This is a genomic window from Pseudonocardia sp. ZF1, from assembly GCF_056835605.1.
Map to the genome: position 1 here is coordinate 3,677,910 of NZ_JAJNBY010000001.1, position 15,665 is coordinate 3,693,574.

Below are 15,665 nucleotides of genomic sequence, written 5' to 3' on the forward strand. Positions count from 1 at the left end.
CGCCGCCGGCCGGCCGGCCCGCCGGGTCAGTCGGTCGGGTCGCCGGACGCCGGCTCGCCGCGCAGGTCCGCCAGGACGCAGTCCGCGCAGGTGCTGCCGCCGGGCACCCGGTAGTACAGGCAGCAGGACCGCCGCCGGAACGTCCAGGCGTGGTCCGGCGCCACCGGGGCCCGCCGCTCCCCCGTACCGGTCAGCCGGGGGTGCTCCAGCAGGTCCGCGGCGACGGCGGCGACGGCGTCCGCGGCGTCGGGGCGCTGGATGTCGAGCACCCGCTTGGCCCCCGCGACCGACGACGCGACGTTGCCCCACAGCACCGTCCCGGACACCCCGAAGCGCTCGCCCGCGATCTCCACGAGCGGGGTGAGGACGTCGTCGACCAGCGGGGCCAGCGCGTCCGGCCCGGGGAACGGGCAGCGCACCACCCGGGGCGGGTCGAGCGCGACGACATCGCCCAGCGGCGTGGCCGACCACCACAGCGTCTCCGGCCGCAGGTCGACCAGGACACCGTGCAGGGCCAGCGCCGCGACCGGCCCGGACAGCAGCTTCGCCGCGAGCCCCTGCACCGCGATCGACGCGGCGATCCGCCGGCCCAGCGGCGGCTCGGCCCCGAGCGCCACCCGGGTCCGTTCGACCCGCTCCAGCAGCGCGTCGGGGGCGAGGACCGCGGCGAACGGGCGGACCGACCGTCCGCCGGCCCGCTCCTCGGTGACGTCGAGGAGCTCGAAGAACGGCCCGACCGCCGCGAGCCCGGCCAGCACGTCGCTCACCGGCGGGGTGGTGGCCGGACGCGCGATGTCGGTGTGCTCCGTGGTCACCGGGGAAGCCTCGCATCCCTGATCGTCCCGGTCGAGCCGTTCGTGAGGGTCCCGGCGACCGGTCCGACCCACAGCACCGCCCCCGCAGCGGCGACGACGGTGAGCGCCTGCGCCGCCGTCGACGACGCCACCAGCGCGGCGAGCACCGTCAGCCAGAGGAGGCTCCGCGCGGTCGCCAGTCCCGTCGCCGTCGCCGCGGCCGGGAGGCGCGTCACGGCCGGGCACCGGCCGGCCCGGGCAGCGGCAGCCCGGTCACGATCCGGGCCGCCGCCGCGCCCGCGCGGCGCCCGTGCGGCCGGCCCCCGGCCCCCTCCGGGCCGGCCGGCACGGCCGGCCCCGGACCGGGTTCGGTGAAGGCGGGCCGGTCTGCGGGCAGCGTGGTGTGGTGCACGACCACGGAGCCGTCGGCGTCGATCCCGACGCCGACGTCGAGCCGGGACCGCTGCGCCGCCCGGTGGGCCAGTGCCACGACGCCGTCGGTGCCCCCGACGGCGTCCGGGTCCGGCCAGGTCGTGACCGGGACGCCCTCCTCGTCGGCGCCGGCCAGCACCTCGCGCAGCACCGGGTCCGGGATGTCCGGGTGGTGCCCGACGACGACCGACGGCGGCTCCGGGGCCGACGCCGGGCCCGGGTGGCTCATGCCGCCGGCTCCCCGCTGCTGACCAGCGAGCTCGCGTGCGCGTCGACCAGACCGGAGGCGACGGCGTTGCGCGGGCCCTCGGTGCCGTGCACGTTGCCGGTACCGCAGACCACGCCCGACCCGGCGAGCGCGTCGGCGATCATCTGCGGGATCTCGAAGTCCAGCGCGGACCCGCCGAGCAGCACGACGAAGTCGAGCATGCGCAGCGACCCGCTCGGGGCGACCTGGCGCAGCGCCCGCAGCGCGTTCACCACGAACACCCGGCGCTTCGCCTCCCGGCGCACCCGCACGACGTGGTCGATGGAGTGCCGCGTCGTCACCGGGACGGGCCCGTCCGGGGTCATGACGACGACCCGGGCGAACACGTGCGAGGGCAGCGGCTCGGTGAAGAACTGCACCGAGCCGTCCTCGTGGCGGATGTGGAAGAAGCTCTCCACCTTCGCCAGCGGGAACCACTTGACCTGCTCGGCGGTCTCACGGTCGTCGAGCGCCAGCTCGGAGTCGATCAGCTTGGTGACCAGCTCGCCCGCGCCGGCGACGTGCACCGCGGTGCACGTGCCGTCCCGCAGCAGCAGCGCCGCGTCGGTGGAGCCGCCGCCCATGTCGAGGATCGCGATCGGCGTGTCGGTGCCCGGGGTGGTCAGCGCCCCGCGGACCGCCATCTCGCCCTCGACGCCGCCGATCCGGGCCGAGCAGCCGAGCGTCTCGGCTACCTGGTCGGCGACGACCTGCATCCGGCTGCGGCTGGTGCGCACCATCGCGGCGAGCGCGACGGCGTTCTCCAGCGACACCTCACCGGCCAGCCCGCCCCGCACCTCGCGCGGGACGAACGTGTCGATGGCCAGCACGTCGCGGATCCGGATCTCCCCGGCCGGCTGCCCGGTCACGTCGGTCATCGTGTCCCGGACCTGGGCGAGCATCCCGCCGACGTGCGTGCCGGGCTGGCCGGTCGCGTCGTCGAGGGGCTGCACCCGGGCCAGGGTCTCCATGATCTCGTCGGCGCCGGCGTCGACGTCGACCCGCAGGGTCTTGCCGGCCCCGGTCAGGACCAGCTCCCCCACCGGGACGCGGCGGTCGGTCACGTCCCCGGCCGGGGTCCGGACGACGACGGCCGAGCGGTTCCCGGTCAGCGCACGCGCCACCGGCGCGACCTGCCGGGTCTGGTCGGGGTCGAGCCCGAACACCGTGGCCAGACCGTAGGAGTCCGACAGGGTCCGGATGGTGCGCCCCGGCAGGGCGACCTCCACCGCCGCGGACATGCCGAGCGGCACCCGCTCGACGGCGCCGACCTCGTCGACGATCGGGATCGAGACGTCGATCCGGTTCGCGACGAGCACCGCATCGTCCTGCGCCAGCACCGCCGCGACCAGCTCCAGGCCGCGTCCGAGCGCGTCGTTCAGCACCCGCGCGACGCGGTCGAAGTCCCACCCGCGCCCGACGACGGCGATCACCGGTCCCCCGGGGACCGGACCGGGGCCGGTGAGCTCCTCCACCGCGACGGTGACGCCGACCCCGATCCCGCTGCCGCCCGGCGTCGCCGGGTTGTGCCCGATCATCGTGGACTCGGTGATGATCGTCTCGGTGATCGTCTCCATGGCGAGGCCACTGATCACCGGTGTCGCCTCGTTGAGCAGCACCTCGTCCAGCTCGTCGGCGGAGCGCCGGGCCCCTTCCAGGGCCCGGCGGACCGCCGTCACCGCGCCGTCGGTGTTGTCCGGGGTCCCCTTGACCCCGGTGGTGCGGGTCAGGGCGGTCCCGAGGTAGGTGACCCGGCCGCCGGCGTCGATCGAGGCCACGCAGGCCTCGGTCGTCGAGTTGCCGATGTCCACGCCCACGACCAGCCGCGAGCCGTCCGTCCCGTGCACCTGTGTCTCCTTCAGCCTGCGACCGGTGCGCCGAGGGCGACCTCGACCGGACGCACCCCGGTGCGGATCTGCTCGAACTCCTTGAGGTGCAGCAGCGCCGCCTTGGCCTGCCAGCGGGGGCGGGCCATCTGGTCGTTGCGGGTCGGCACCGGCTGCGGCGACTCGCCCTTGGCGTACTGCGCGGCGTTGGAACCGATGCCGCGGAACACCTCGGCGTCGAGCAGCGGGGACTGCGGGAACAGCTCCAGGTTCGACAGCCGGGCGAGGTCCTTCTGATGGATCATCGTGGTGCCCCGCGACAGCAGGCCCACGCAGATCCCGGAGCCGGGGTTACGTCCGCGGAGGTGGTGTACGGGTTCGTCGCTGGTGAGCGGCGTGGCGTCGTGACGTGAGACGGCCACCGCGTGATCTTTCTCGAGTACCGACCAAGGAACTCCAGGAAGGACCACCACGATGGCCGCACCACACAGTGTGGACCCTGCCCAGCTTGTCGAGGAGTTCGCCTCGGCGGGTGTGTCGCCGGATCTGTTGCAGACGATGATCGCGACGATGGCGAACGCGTTGATGTCGTCGCAGGCCGATCAGCAGTGCGGGGCCGGCTATGGCGAGCGCAGCAGCGAGCGGACGAACCAGCGCAACGGCTACCGGGCCCGGGAGTGGGACACCCGAGCGGGCACGATCGAGTTGGCGGTGCCGAAGCTGCGCCAGGGCTCCTATTTCCCGGACTGGCTGCTGACCCACCGCCGCCGCGCCGAGCAGGCCCTGGTCACCGTCGTGGCCACGGCCTACCTACTCGGTGTCTCCACCCGGCGGGTGGAGAAGCTGGCCGAACAACTCGGGGTGAAGTCGCTGTCGCGTTCGCAGGTCAGCGAGATGGCCACCCACCTCGACGGGCAGGTCGCCGCGTTCCGCGAGCGCCCGCTCGACCAGGGCCCGTACACGTTCGTGTGGGTCGACGCGCTCACGGTGAAGGTCCGCGAAGACGGCCGGGTGGTCAACGTGCACGCGCTGCTCGCGACCGGGGTGAACGCCGACGGGCACCGCGAGATCCTCGGCCTGGATGTGGCCTCCAGCGAGGACGGAGCGGGCTGGTTGGCGTTCCTGCGCGGTCTGGTCGCCCGCGGCCTGTCCGGGGTCCAGCTCGTCATCTCCGACGCCCATCCCGGCTTGGTGGCGGCGATCGCCTCGGCGTTGCCGGGTGCGGCGTGGCAGCGGTGTCGCACCCACTACCTGCGTAACCTGCTCTCCCGTGTTCCGAAGTCGGCGCAGCCGCATGTCGCTACGCAGGTGCGCACGATCTTCGACCAGCCCGACGCCGACGCCGTCACAGCCCAGTACGGACGCGTGGTCGACACTCTCACCGCGCGCTGGCCCGACGCAGCCGAGCACCTCGACAACGCCCGCGATGAGCTGCTGGCGTTCACCGCATATCCGCGCGAGGTCTGGCGCCAGATCTGGTCGAACAACCCTCAAGAGCGACTGAACAAGGAGATCCGCCGTCGCACCGACGTGGTCGGGATCTTCCCCGGCCGCGACTCCCTGATCCGCCTCGTCGGCGCCGTCCTGGCCGAACAGAGTGATGAGTGGACCGAGAACCGCCGCTACATGGGCCTCGATCTACTGGCCCGCTCACGCATCCGCATCGTCACCACCGAAGCCGCACCGACCGGCAGCGAGGCACTCATGACAACCGAGGCAATAACCGCCTAGAATCCCGAACCAAGATCACGCGGAGTCGATCTCATACACCACTCCGCCGGACGTGACCGGAGCCGGACAGCTTCGCGCCGGTGTGGGCGATGGCCGCCAGGTCGGCGGTGTCCCACACCCGGATCAGCCGCGACGTCACGCCCTGCTCCTCGATGCCCGCCATGAGCTGGCGCAGCACCTCGGCGTGCGGGACGTCGACGATCGTGCGGGTGAAGAACCCGGCGAACGCCGGGGACACCGCGATGACGACCTCGTCGGGCCGGGTGCCGCGCTCGGCGGGCCCGATCTCGGTGAGCGACAACGGGTTCTCGGTAGCGGTGCTCACGAGACCTCCTCCTCGGGGTTCTCGGCGCTGGTGACGTGGCGCAGCTTCTTCAGGGCGTTCCACCGGTCGCCGGTCAGGCGGTAGCCGGTGCCGGGACCGGCGTAGTCGTTGGCGTCGTTGATGGCGGCCTGCGGGACGAAGTTCTCGTCGAGGATCGCCGAGGTCTGGAGCAGGTCGCCGGACACGCGCTGGCGCAGGACCTGCAGCAGGTTCTCCGCGACGTCGTGGAAGCCGGTGCGCTCCAGGATCTTCACCAGGTCGAGGCCGGTGATGCCGCGGTCCATGACCGACTGGGCGCCCTTGAGGTCCTCGAGGACCTCGCGCAGCGGGTAGTCGGCGCTGGAGTTGGCGTAGGTGGCCGCCTCGATCTCCTCGTCGGTGATCCGCGGCAGGTCCAGCTCGGCGAACACGGCCTGCATCGCGCGGGCCGCCTTCTCGCGCACCGCGAGGATCTCCGGCTCGCGGACGTGGCGCAGGCCGCCGTCGATCTGCAGGTCGCGCTGGATGGTGTTCCAGTCGTCGTAGTCCTCGACGTCGAGGTTCGACCCGGCGAACATGTTGTCCGAGTTCGGCACGCCGGAGAAGCCGGAGCACACCAGGTCCTGGCCGGACAGCAGCTGCGGCATGAGCCGGCTGGTGCGGCGCATCGCCGAGTGCGAGAACGACTGGTCGTTGCCGGCCGCGCACTCCAGGTCGACCATGTTGCAGACCAGGTTCTCGGCGGCGACGGCCCGGATGCCGCCGGGGACCGCGCCCGGGACGCCGATGCAGCTGATCGAGCCGTTCTGCAGGCCCTGGACGCCGGCGCCCTTGGCCATCAGGATGCAGCGGATCTCGAGGAACAGCATGGAGCGGCCCTCGGCGTTGCCCATCTGCACCTCCGACCCGGTGCCCGAGGTGAAGCGCATCTTGATGCCGCGGGAGGCGTAGGCGCTGGCGAGGAACGACTTCGACCACGGGGTGTCGTCGCCGTCGACGAAGACCGACTCGGTGCCGTAGACCGAGATCGTCTCGGCGTAGCCGGTGATGCCGCGCATGCCCAGGTCGAGCTCGGTGGCCTCCTCCAGCGCGCACTGGGTGATGACACCGCCGCGCCCGGACTGGGCACCGACCTGCAGGCCGATGGCGACGAGCGGGGCGTAGCGCAGGACGCCGAGGGTCGTCTCCATCTCGGCGAAGCCGCGCAGCGCGGCCTCGGCGGCGTCGGCCGCGACCTGGATGGGGTTGTCCCGGGCACTGGTGGAGTGCGCCTGGTTGGCCGGGCTGCGACGGGCCCGCATCTTCTGCATCGACATCATGATCTCGACGACGTTGAGCAGCTTGACGACGTCGAGCAGCTTGGCCGGGGTGAGGCCGCGCGTGATGTCGAGCAGATCGGCCCGGGTCACGCCCGGGTCGACGAGCATCCGCGCGATGTCGGTCGAGGGGATCGCGGTGGCCCGCTCGGCGACCTCGACGTCGATCGCGTGGTCGGCGATGAAGGTGTCCATGAAGTCGAACTCGGAGCGCTCGCGCCCGTCCATCTCCACGATCACGCCGTTCTCGACGCGGACGCTCGGCTGCGGGTCGAAGTCGCTCTCCATGGCGACGAGACCCTTCTCCGGCCATTCCTCGACGAAGCCGTCGAGGTTGACCGGGCGGGACTCGAGCATGTCGGTGCGCTTGGAGGTCCGGGCCCCGGTCGCCGGGGTGCCCGCCTCGGGGAGGGTGCTGGTCATCGGTCAGTCTCCTTCGCGGGCGAGCAGGTCGCGGGCGGCGTAGACCTGCGCGGCCTCGCGGACGAGCGCGGCGCAGGTGGCGGCGGCGTAGTCGTTCTCCAGCCGGTCGGCGATCTCCGCGAGCCGGGCGGCCGACGAGGCGCGGGGCCGCAGCGCGTTGTAGATCGCGAGGACCTCCTCGTAGGGGACGGCGGTGAGCTCGGCGGCGCGCCGCATGTTCTCGGCGAGCTGGCGGCGGCCGACCGAGTCGGAGATCTCGCCCTGGAGCTTCAGGGTCTCGGGCGAGATGCGGAGGTCCTCGTTGCGGATCTCCCCGGACACGACGGCGGCCATGGTGACCTCCGCCAGCGGCCGGCCGGTCGGGGTGCGGAGCAGGTCGGGCCGCTGCACGGACAGCGGGTAGTCGGTGGGGCCGAGGGTGGTGCTCATCGGGTCTCCTCCAGGCGGGACGCCACGGCCTGCTCGACCGGGGCCTGCGGGTGCGGGACGCGGCCGACGGGGGTCTCGCCGGTCGCGGCGGCCTCCAGCTCGGCCGGGGTGAGGAAGCGCTCGACCAGCAGGACGAAGGCGCCGCCTCCGATCAGGCCACCGAGCAGCGGGGCGACGATCGGGAGCCACCAGTACGGGACGCCGGCGGCGGTGACGAACGCGGTGTCGTAGCCGGTGACGAACGAGGCGAGTCGGGGGCCCAGGTCACGGGCCGGGTTGATCGCGTAGCCGGCGTTGGCACCGAACGCGATGCCGATGCCGACGACCAGGAAACCGATCATGAAGGGCGCCATGTTGGCGCCGGGCGGGTTGTTGAGCGCGTTGGTCAGCGCGAAGATCACGAAGACGAGCAGGGCGGTGCCGACGATCTGGTCGCCGAACGCGGCGAAGATCGTGACGTGCTCGCCGGGCAGGGTCGAGAAGATGGTCTGCGTGGCGACGGTGTGGCCGGGGTCGACCGCCGCGATCGGGCCGGCGTAGACGGCCCGCACGACGAGGGCGGCGAGGAAGGCGCCGACCGTCTGGGCCAGCCAATAGGGCACGACCTTGCGCCAGGCGAAGCCCTTGAACACGGCCAGCGCCAGGGTGACGGCCGGGTTGAGGTGGGCCCCGCTCACGCGGCCGGCGATGTAGACGCCCATGGTGACCGCGACGCCCCAGCCCCAGACCAGGGTGCCCCAGTCGCCGTTGGCGCCCTCGGAGGTCACGACCTGGGCGACGGTGCCGCAGCCGATGAGGATCAGGACGAAGGTCCCGGCGAACTCGGCTGCGAGCTCGCCGGCGTCCCCGCGGCTCACGCGAGTGCCGCGACGGCGGCCTCGGCCACCGTCACGTCCTGCTCCACCGAGCCGGCGCTGACCCCGACCGCGCCGACGAGCTCACCGTCGCGGTGGATCGGGATGCCGCCGCCGAAGATGACCATGCCACCGGCGGTGTGCTCCAGGCCGTAGAGCTCGGCACCGGGCTGTACCAGCGGGGTCAGCGCCGCGGTCGGCAGGTTCATCAGGATCGAGGTGCGCGCCTTGCGCTGGGCGATGTCGATGCTCGCGCGGATCGCGCCGTCCTGGCGGGCGAAGGCGAGCAGGTGGCCGCCGTCGTCCACGATCGCCACGTTCATCGGCTGGCCGATCTCGGTCGCCTTCGCCAGTCCGGCGGCCAGCGCCTTCTCTGCGTCCTGGAGGGTCAGTCGCTGCATCCGGGCCTCACTCCTCGTCGAGTCGAGCTGCCCGGGTCCGTACCGGGCCACGACGAGGACGCTATGAGCGCGGTCACCCGTACAGATATGAGGACTCTCCCTACCTCACCCCCACCCCCACACCCTCCGGAGAGGGCCGTACGGCCCAGTCGGCGCCGGTGCGGCGGCGTCGACTGGGCCGGTCGCCGACGCGGCGTCGACCAGGTGGCCCCGCCGGCCGCAGCGACGGCGGCCACGCCGTCCTGCGTGCGGCTCGGGGGCGGCCCTCGCTCAGTTGCCCGCGCCGAAGCGGGCGAGCATGGTCCTGTTGCGGGCACCGGTCTTCCGCAGCACCGCTCCGACGTGCTTCTCCACCGTCTTGACCGAGATGGCCAGCCGGGTGGCGATCTGCTTGTCGGCCAGCCCCTGTTCGACGAGTGCGCGGACCTCCCGCTCCCGCAGGGTCAGCGTGTGCTGGCCGCGGGCCGGCTGGTGGCCGGCGGGCGGCGCGACGGGCGGATCCGCCGTGCAGGGGGTGGGCGGGTCGGGCCAGCAGGCCCGCACGCGCGTCCCCCACCCGGGGACGCTGTCGATCTCCAGCCGGCCGCCGGCGGCGCGCACGGTGGACTCGACCCGGTGCAGCCCGGACCGGGGCGCGGTGCCGGGGTCGAAACCGCGGCCGTCGTCCTCGACGAGCAGGCGGACCGTTCCCGTCTCGAACGCCAGCCCCACCCGCAGCGTGCACGCACCGGAGTGCAGCACCGCGTTGTCGAGCAGCAGGCGCGCGACCTCGTGCACCCCCGTCGCGACGACCGGGGCCGGCACCCGCTCGGTACCCAGGGTGACCACGCCGCCGCGGGCACCGAGCGCGCGCAGCGCGCGGTCCAGCTCGGCCCGCAGCTCCGGCAGCAGCTGCGGCGCGGCGGGGGCGGTCGCGACCGCCGGGACGTCGGCGAGCAGCCGGGCCGCCATCACCGCGACGGCAGCCTGCTCGGCGAACCCCTCGACGGCGGCGACGTCGGAATCGCGGAAGCGTCCACCCCACCGAAAGCACAGGCTCCGAGCAACTCGTCGTCCCACCAGAGGGGGGTTCCGAGCACGTCCGGTGCGCCAGGGCCGTCCCCCTCCACAAGGAGGGTGCGGGGCTCCCGGACCAGGCGGGCCAGGACGTCCTCGACCGGGGGCAGGGGATCGCGGTGCACGACCGGTGCCGGGTCGCCCAGCAACGCGACGGTGCCGCCACCACCGCCCAGCCTGCTGGTCGTGCGCCGGACGAGGTCGTCGAGCAGCGACGCCACACCCCGGTCCTGCGCCGCACCGTGAGCGAGGATCACCCGGTCCTCCCGGTATCCATCTTGCATCTATGCCGCATTCCTGGAGGGGAACGGTAGGGATGCCGACCGGGGTGGGCAAGCCTCGCGAACCCGGGCCGGACGTGTTCAGGCATCATTTCGGATGTGGACGACGGGTCACGGGCGAGCGGTAGCGCCACCGAACGGGCGTACCGGTTCGCCAAGGCCGGGATCCTCGACGGCTCCCTGCCCGCGGGCGAGCTGATCAGCGAGGGTCAGGTCGCGCGGCCGCTCGCGCTGAGCCGCACGCCGGTCCGCGAGGCGTTCCTGCAGCTGCAGGCCGAGGGTCTGCTGAAGCTCTATCCCAAGCGCGGCGCGCTCGTGGTACCGGTCTCCCCCGGTGAGGTGGACGCCGTCGTCGAGGCCCGCGACGTCATCGAGTCGCACGCGATCGCCACCGTCGTGGGGGTCGACGACGAGACCCTGGAGCACATCACCGCCGCGATGGACGCCGCGATCGAGGACCAGCTCGCCGCCGTGGCCGCGCGCGACGAGCTCGCCTTCGTCGAGGCCGACCGCCAGTTCCACACCGTGCTGGTGCGGGCCGGGTGCCGCAGCATCCTGCTGGAGGTCTACGGGACGCTGCGCGACCGGCAGCTGCGGATGAACATGGGTGCACTGGGCGGCCGCTTCCCCGGCCGGGCCGAGCGCCTGGTCGCCGAGCACCGGCAGCTGCTCGCCGGGCTGCGCGCCCGGGACCGCCAGGGCGCGGTGGCCGTGCTCCGGGTGCACCTGGCGGGCACCCGGGCGTCGGTGCTGGGTGCTCCCCCGGCGAGCGCCTGAGCCGCCGGGCCTCAGCCCCGCAGCACCCGCACCACGACCGTGCTGCTCGCGCGGTCGTGCCAGCCGCGCCCGTCGGTGTCGCGCAGGAACGGCGGCAGCACCACCGCGATCATCGCGGTGCGCAGCAGCGCCCGCGGGACACCGACGTGGGTCGCCATGTCGGTGCGCGCGACCCGCATCCCCAGCGCGAGGTGCCCCGGTGCCGTGCCGAGCACCGACACGGACAGCGCGGTGATCACGAACCAGGTCCCGAGGACCCACCAGCTGAACCCCGGGGTGCCGAGCGCGTCGACCCCGGCGACCAGCAGCACCAGCAGGTAGGACAGGAACCAGTCCAGGCAGACGCCGGCGACCCGGCGGCCGAACCCGGCGACGGAGTAGTGGCCGGTCGCCGGCAGCCCGAAACGCTCACCGGGGTGTCCGGCCGGGGCGGAACCTCCGGCGGATGAACCGGGGAGCCAGGACTCGATCCAACGGGCCATGCTCTCTAGCGTAGGCGCCGTAGCCGCACCACCGAGCGGGACCGGACCGGACACCGATGACGAACGTGATCGATGTCGCGGTCGGGTCAGTTAACGTCGGTGAAACAGGTGAGTGATGGGTGAGCAACACGCCACTCCTACCGTCACCCACGATCTCCACCAGCGAATGAAGGAGCCCAGAGAGTGTTCAGCAACGCCGAAGAGGTACTCAAGTACATCTCGGACGAGAAGGTCGAGTACGTCGACATCAGGTTCTGCGACCTGCCCGGCGTCATGCAGCACCTCACCGTCCCCGCCAAGACGGCCGGCGACCTCCTGGAGAACGGTGCCGCCTTCGACGGCTCCTCCGTGCGCGGTTTCCAGGCGATCAACGAGTCCGACATGGCGCTGCACCCGGACACGACGACCGCCCGTCTCGACCCGTTCCGCAAGCACAAGACGCTGAACATCAACTTCTTCGTGCACGACCCGATCACCGGTGAGCCCTACTCCCGGGACCCGCGGAACGTCGCCCGCAAGGCCCAGGAGTACCTGGCCGCGTCCGGCATCGCCGACACGGCGTACATGGCGCCCGAGGCCGAGTTCTACGTCTTCGACTCGATCCGGTTCGGCACCGACCCGCACCAGGCCTACCACCACATCGACTCCGCGGAGGGCTGGTGGAACACCGGCCGCGAGGAGGTCGGGGGCAACCTGGGCTACAAGGTCAACTACAAGGGCGGCTACTTCCCCGTCCCGCCGGTCGACCACTACGCCGACCTGCGCGCCGACATCGTCACCGCGATGCAGGCGTCGGGCTTCGAGGTGGAGCGCGAGCACCACGAGGTCGGCACCGCGGGCCAGGCCGAGATCAACTACAAGTTCGACACGCTGCTGCGTGCGGCCGACGACGTCATGCTCTTCAAGTACCTGGTGAAGAACGTGGCGTGGCAGAACGGCAAGACCGCCACCTTCATGCCGAAGCCGCTGTTCGGCGACAACGGCTCGGGCATGCACGTGCACTCGTCGCTGTGGAAGGACGGGCAGCCGCTCTTCCACGACGAGTCCGGCTACGGCGGTCTGTCCGACACCGCCCGCTACTACATCGGCGGCCTGCTGCACCACGCGCCGTCGCTGCTGGCGTTCACCAACCCGACGGTGAACTCCTACCACCGCCTGGTCCCGGGCTTCGAGGCCCCGGTCAACCTGGTCTACTCCGCGCGCAACCGCTCGGCCTGCATCCGCATCCCGCTGACCGGTGACAGCCCGAAGGCCAAGCGCGTCGAGTTCCGCTGCCCCGACTCGTCCGGCAACCCGTACCTCGCCTTCTCGGCGATCCTGATGGCCGGCCTCGACGGCATCAAGAACAAGATCGAGCCGCCGGCGCCGATCGACAAGGACCTCTACGAGCTCCCGCCGGAGGAGGCCAAGGACATCGCGCAGGTCCCGGCCTCGCTCGGTGCGGTCATCGACAAGCTGGAGCAGGACCACGACTACCTGCTCGAGGGTGGCGTGTTCACCCCGGACCTGATCGAGACCTGGATCTCCTACAAGCGGGAGAACGAGATCGACCCGCTGCGGCTGCGCCCGCACCCGTACGAGTTCGCCCTGTACTACGACGTGTGATCGGACCTGACCCACGTCACACCGAGGCCCGGCCCCGTCAGGGAGCCGGGCCTCGGCGCGTGCTGCGGGTCGTCAGCCGCCCCGTCAGAGGCGCTCGACGCGGTCGGCCTGCGGGCCCCGGTCGCTCTGACGCACGGCGTAGCGGACGCGGTCGCCCTTCTGCAGCGGCTCCGCGTCCCGGATCACGGACACGTGGACGAACAGGTCGTCCCCGCCGGCATCCGGGGAGATGAACCCGAAGCCGCGGTCCTCGTCGTAGCGCACGACGACGCCCTCACCGCCCCGCGCGGGGACCTCGCGCGCCGCCGGCCCCGCGGCGGGTGCCGACCGCTTCGGCGCCGTCGAGGGCTCGCCGGCCCGGACCAGGTGCACGTCACGGGCCTGGGGCCCCTTCTCCGCCTGGGCCACCTCGAAGGCGATACGGTCGCCCTCCGCGAGCCAGGTCAGCCCCTCGGCCAGGGCCCGGGCGTGGACGAACACGTCGTCGCCGCCGGAGTCGGGGGTGACGAAGCCGAAGCCCTTGTCCTCGTCGTACCAGGCCACCGTGCCGTCGGCGTCGTCCGCGGTGTCGTCGGTGGCGGGCAGGCCGGCCCCCGCTCCCAGCGGGACCACGTGCCCGGCCTGCGGGCCACGCTCGCCCTCCACCACCAGGAAGGCCACCCGCTGACCCTCGGTCACCACGCCGCCGGTCACGATGGCGGAGCTGTGCACGAAGATGTCGGCGCCGCCGCCGTCCGGGGTCGCGAAGCCGTACCCCTTCCCCGGCTCGTACCAGGTGACGGTGCCGAGCAGGCCCACGGCGCTGTCGGCCGCCTCGCCCGTGACGCGCACCCGCAGCGCCTGGGGTCCGCGGTCGTTCTCGCCGACCTCGAACTCGACGACCTGGCCCTCGCGGAGCACCGGCGCACCGCCGCCCCCGACGATCTCGGAGGCGTGCACGAACACGTCCGGCGAGCCGTCCTCGGGTGCGAGGAAGCCGAAACCCCGTTCGGCGTCGAACCAGCGGACGGTCCCTTGCGGCATCGAGAACTCCAGATCGGTGGTCGGGTACTGGCCCCAGTCTCCCCGACGGACCTCGCGGTCCGTCGGGCCGGGCCCGCGGGCCTGCGGTGCGGGGCGGGCCGGCGGTCCGGCTGCTCCCCCGGCCACCCGCCGCGCGGGCGCCGGCGGACGGGTCCGGACATACGTCGGCGCCCGCCCGGAGAGTCTCCGGGCGGGCGCCGACGAGGGTGTTACGCGCGTGTCAGGCGCGGACCTTGCGGCCCACGATCACGCGGTAGATCCCCAGCAGGATCAGCGACCCCACGATGGCGAGCAGCCAGGTGGAGATGTTGAAGAAGCCGCCGAGGCCGACGCCGAACACCGCGCTGCCGATCCAGCCGCCGAGCAGCGCGCCGACGACACCCAGGATCAGGGTGACGATGATTCCGCCCGGGTCCTTGCCCGGCATGATGGCCTTGGCGATGGCGCCCGCGATCAGCCCCAGCACGATCCACGCGATGATGCCCATGTCTGTCTCCCTCGCTCACGGTCCGTTCGTGACGAACCGAATCTGACCGGTCGGCACCGAGTGACCCGTGGGGGTCGTGGCGAAACGTCCCCGGTGGTCACCGTTCGGATGCGATCAGGAGACGAGGGAACATCGGCCCGCTCCGGCTGCTCCGAACGGCACCGTGGAGACGCCCGTCCGCCGACCGGTGTACGGCCGTCGGCACCACGCGGTTCCCGATGTCGTGTAGGACGTCGCCGACGCTAACCACTGCCGGTCACGGAAACATCGCAGAACACCCCTGCCCCACCATCAGGTGCCGGAGTTCGCACGGTCGGGGTCTTCCCGGATGCGGACGCGTCACGAGGCGGTCACCGCGGACGGATGCGACCCCCGCTCGGGGTCAGGTCCGCGCGGAGCATCCCGCACGCGGAATCGGTGCAGAGATCATCTCATCGCCCGCGTCCGCGGATTCGTTGACAAGGAAGGGACGCGAATGCTTGACTCAGAGCTACCGTGTTCCAGGTCACACGGAGTGAGGGCCGCACCGGCCCGTCCACTCCGCTCGGTGACACCGCCCGGGTGTCCAAGGAACGGCACCGGCAACGCGCGACCCCCTGCGTCACCCTGCGCCCTCGGCGCGACCACGAACGTGCACGGTCCTTCCTCGGCGGCAGGATCGTGTCCCCTCCGCGCCCCCGGGCTGACCTCGTCGCCCGGGGGTGCGGCACATTCCGGGACGGCGGGACTACTCGGCGCCGGTGACCGCCACCAGACCGGCGGCCTCGATCCCCGCGAGGGCGGCGGCCTCGTCGTTGAGCGACGCGTCGCCGGTCACCCCGACGGCGCCGAGCAGCGCGCCGGCCGCGTCCTTGACGAAGACCCCGCCGGGCACGGAGAGGATCTTGCCGCCGGCGAGGTTCGCCACCGAGGTGAAGAACTCCGGGGAGTCCGCGGCGCGGGCGGCGATCGCGCGGTTGGTCATGCCGAGGGCGAGCACACCGCTGGCCTTGGCGACGGCGAGGTCGGGCCGCAGGAAGCCCGAGCCGTCCTGGCGGGCCAGCGCGACGATCGCGCCGCCCGGGTCGAGCACCGCGACCGTGAGCGGGTTGAAGCCCTGCTCGGTGCCGTGGGCCAGGGCAGCGGCGGCGATGGTCTGGGCCTGCTCGAGGGAGATCGTCATACCGCGAACCCTGCCATCACCGCGCCGCGCACGCC

At 72.7% G+C, this 15,665-nt stretch carries 19 protein-coding genes; 3 read left to right on the plus strand and 16 right to left on the minus strand.

All coding sequences use genetic code 11. The features are described 5' to 3' along the window. Window positions 1–26 precede the first annotated feature (26 nt). Genes ZF1_RS17695 through ZF1_RS17715 form a run of 5 tightly spaced genes read right to left on the minus strand, consistent with a single transcriptional unit; the run spans window position 27 to window position 3,721 of the window. Window positions 27–815 (minus strand): (2Fe-2S)-binding protein, encoded by a 789-nt coding sequence (locus tag ZF1_RS17695; protein ID WP_405416533.1) that lies wholly within the window; start codon window positions 813–815, stop codon window positions 27–29. Beyond that, complete coding sequence (locus tag ZF1_RS17700; RefSeq protein WP_482637834.1) at window positions 812–1,030, minus strand: hypothetical protein; 219 nt, start codon at window positions 1,028–1,030, stop codon at window positions 812–814. The genes ZF1_RS17695 and ZF1_RS17700 overlap by 4 nt, the downstream gene beginning before the upstream one ends. Further along, window positions 1,027–1,455, minus strand: a complete 429-nt coding sequence (locus ZF1_RS17705; RefSeq protein ID WP_482637835.1) for a glycerol dehydratase reactivase beta/small subunit family protein — start codon at window positions 1,453–1,455, stop codon at window positions 1,027–1,029. Before ZF1_RS17705 ends, ZF1_RS17700 begins: the two co-directional genes overlap by 4 nt. Further along, window positions 1,452–3,320 (minus strand): diol dehydratase reactivase subunit alpha, encoded by a 1,869-nt coding sequence (locus ZF1_RS17710; protein WP_208822366.1) that lies wholly within the window; start codon window positions 3,318–3,320, stop codon window positions 1,452–1,454. Before ZF1_RS17710 ends, ZF1_RS17705 begins: the two co-directional genes overlap by 4 nt. 11 nt (window positions 3,321–3,331) lie before the next feature. Next, the gene (locus tag ZF1_RS17715) at window positions 3,332–3,721 is read right to left on the minus strand and encodes a glycerol dehydratase reactivase beta/small subunit family protein (RefSeq protein ID WP_482637836.1); all 390 of its coding nucleotides are present in this window, start codon (window positions 3,719–3,721) and stop codon (window positions 3,332–3,334) included. Between the two features lie 52 nt (window positions 3,722–3,773). On the opposite strand from ZF1_RS17715, the gene ZF1_RS17720 reads away from it, so the two are divergent. Continuing rightward, window positions 3,774–5,030, plus strand: coding sequence for an IS256 family transposase (locus ZF1_RS17720; protein WP_073574061.1), 1,257 nt, complete (start codon window positions 3,774–3,776; stop codon window positions 5,028–5,030). Between the two features lie 31 nt (window positions 5,031–5,061). Here ZF1_RS17720 and ZF1_RS17725 read toward each other — a convergent pair whose 3' ends face one another. The 7 genes from ZF1_RS17725 to ZF1_RS17755 form a co-directional block, all read right to left on the minus strand. Beyond that, window positions 5,062–5,355 carry a glycerol dehydratase reactivase beta/small subunit family protein gene (locus ZF1_RS17725; protein ID WP_482637837.1) on the minus strand — a complete coding sequence of 98 codons (294 nt, stop codon included), beginning with the start codon at window positions 5,353–5,355 and terminating at the stop codon, window positions 5,062–5,064. Beyond that, on the minus strand, window positions 5,352–7,073 hold the full coding sequence (locus ZF1_RS17730; RefSeq protein WP_208822371.1) for a propanediol/glycerol family dehydratase large subunit: 1,722 nt from the start codon (window positions 7,071–7,073) through the stop codon (window positions 5,352–5,354). Before ZF1_RS17730 ends, ZF1_RS17725 begins: the two co-directional genes overlap by 4 nt. A 3-nt stretch (window positions 7,074–7,076) precedes the next feature. Beyond that, window positions 7,077–7,502 carry a diol dehydratase small subunit gene (locus ZF1_RS17735; protein ID WP_482637838.1) on the minus strand — a complete coding sequence of 142 codons (426 nt, stop codon included), beginning with the start codon at window positions 7,500–7,502 and terminating at the stop codon, window positions 7,077–7,079. Continuing rightward, window positions 7,499–8,359 carry an MIP/aquaporin family protein gene (locus ZF1_RS17740; protein WP_482637839.1) on the minus strand — a complete coding sequence of 287 codons (861 nt, stop codon included), beginning with the start codon at window positions 8,357–8,359 and terminating at the stop codon, window positions 7,499–7,501. The genes ZF1_RS17735 and ZF1_RS17740 overlap by 4 nt, the downstream gene beginning before the upstream one ends. Beyond that, entirely contained in the window at window positions 8,356–8,808 is a 453-nt protein-coding gene (locus ZF1_RS17745; RefSeq protein WP_224402122.1) for a GlcG/HbpS family heme-binding protein, read from the minus strand. Before ZF1_RS17745 ends, ZF1_RS17740 begins: the two co-directional genes overlap by 4 nt. Window positions 8,809–9,027: 219 nt before the next feature. Next, window positions 9,028–9,708, minus strand: coding sequence for a LuxR C-terminal-related transcriptional regulator (locus ZF1_RS17750; protein WP_482637840.1), 681 nt, complete (start codon window positions 9,706–9,708; stop codon window positions 9,028–9,030). After that, window positions 9,708–10,070 carry a hypothetical protein gene (locus ZF1_RS17755; RefSeq protein ID WP_482637841.1) on the minus strand — a complete coding sequence of 121 codons (363 nt, stop codon included), beginning with the start codon at window positions 10,068–10,070 and terminating at the stop codon, window positions 9,708–9,710. Before ZF1_RS17755 ends, ZF1_RS17750 begins: the two co-directional genes overlap by 1 nt. Window positions 10,071–10,193: 123 nt before the next feature. On the opposite strand from ZF1_RS17755, the gene ZF1_RS17760 reads away from it, so the two are divergent. Continuing rightward, complete coding sequence (locus tag ZF1_RS17760) at window positions 10,194–10,871, plus strand: GntR family transcriptional regulator (protein WP_253068067.1); 678 nt, start codon at window positions 10,194–10,196, stop codon at window positions 10,869–10,871. Window positions 10,872–10,882: 11 nt separating this feature from the next. On the opposite strand, the gene ZF1_RS17765 is transcribed toward ZF1_RS17760, so the two are convergent. Then, window positions 10,883–11,353 (minus strand): RDD family protein, encoded by a 471-nt coding sequence (locus ZF1_RS17765; RefSeq protein WP_482637842.1) that lies wholly within the window; start codon window positions 11,351–11,353, stop codon window positions 10,883–10,885. A 183-nt stretch (window positions 11,354–11,536) separates the two neighbouring features. Between ZF1_RS17765 and glnA the strand changes: the two genes are divergently transcribed. Next, window positions 11,537–12,958 carry a type I glutamate--ammonia ligase gene (gene glnA, locus ZF1_RS17770; protein ID WP_062395988.1) on the plus strand — a complete coding sequence of 474 codons (1,422 nt, stop codon included), beginning with the start codon at window positions 11,537–11,539 and terminating at the stop codon, window positions 12,956–12,958. 84 nt (window positions 12,959–13,042) lie between these two features. Here glnA and ZF1_RS17775 read toward each other — a convergent pair whose 3' ends face one another. From ZF1_RS17775 to ZF1_RS17785, 3 genes are all read right to left on the minus strand, one after another. After that, window positions 13,043–13,981 (minus strand): cold-shock protein, encoded by a 939-nt coding sequence (locus tag ZF1_RS17775; protein WP_482637843.1) that lies wholly within the window; start codon window positions 13,979–13,981, stop codon window positions 13,043–13,045. Window positions 13,982–14,201: 220 nt separating this feature from the next. Then, entirely contained in the window at window positions 14,202–14,468 is a 267-nt protein-coding gene (locus ZF1_RS17780; protein ID WP_073574171.1) for a GlsB/YeaQ/YmgE family stress response membrane protein, read from the minus strand. Between the two features lie 727 nt (window positions 14,469–15,195). Next, window positions 15,196–15,630: a GlcG/HbpS family heme-binding protein gene (locus ZF1_RS17785; RefSeq protein WP_073574172.1), complete on the minus strand. Its 435-nt coding sequence runs from the start codon at window positions 15,628–15,630 to the stop codon at window positions 15,196–15,198. Between the last annotated feature and the right edge of the window lie 35 nt (window positions 15,631–15,665).

Bases quoted from the DNA above. Each gene is read 5' to 3' on its own strand.
- ZF1_RS17705 (WP_482637835.1), bottom strand. From the start codon at position 1,455: ATGAGCCACCCGGGCCCGGCGTCGGCCCCGGAGCCGCCGTCGGTCGTC.
- ZF1_RS17720 (WP_073574061.1), top strand. From the start codon at position 3,774: ATGGCCGCACCACACAGTGTGGACCCTGCCCAGCTTGTCGAGGAGTTC.
- ZF1_RS17730 (WP_208822371.1), bottom strand. From the start codon at position 7,073: ATGACCAGCACCCTCCCCGAGGCGGGCACCCCGGCGACCGGGGCCCGG.
- ZF1_RS17735 (WP_482637838.1), bottom strand. From the start codon at position 7,502: ATGAGCACCACCCTCGGCCCCACCGACTACCCGCTGTCCGTGCAGCGG.
- ZF1_RS17750 (WP_482637840.1), bottom strand. From the start codon at position 9,708: ATGGCGGCCCGGCTGCTCGCCGACGTCCCGGCGGTCGCGACCGCCCCC.
- ZF1_RS17765 (WP_482637842.1), bottom strand. From the start codon at position 11,353: ATGGCCCGTTGGATCGAGTCCTGGCTCCCCGGTTCATCCGCCGGAGGT.
- ZF1_RS17775 (WP_482637843.1), bottom strand. From the start codon at position 13,981: ATGCCGCAAGGGACCGTCCGCTGGTTCGACGCCGAACGGGGTTTCGGC.
- ZF1_RS17780 (WP_073574171.1), bottom strand. From the start codon at position 14,468: ATGGGCATCATCGCGTGGATCGTGCTGGGGCTGATCGCGGGCGCCATC.
- ZF1_RS17785 (WP_073574172.1), bottom strand. From the start codon at position 15,630: ATGACGATCTCCCTCGAGCAGGCCCAGACCATCGCCGCCGCTGCCCTG.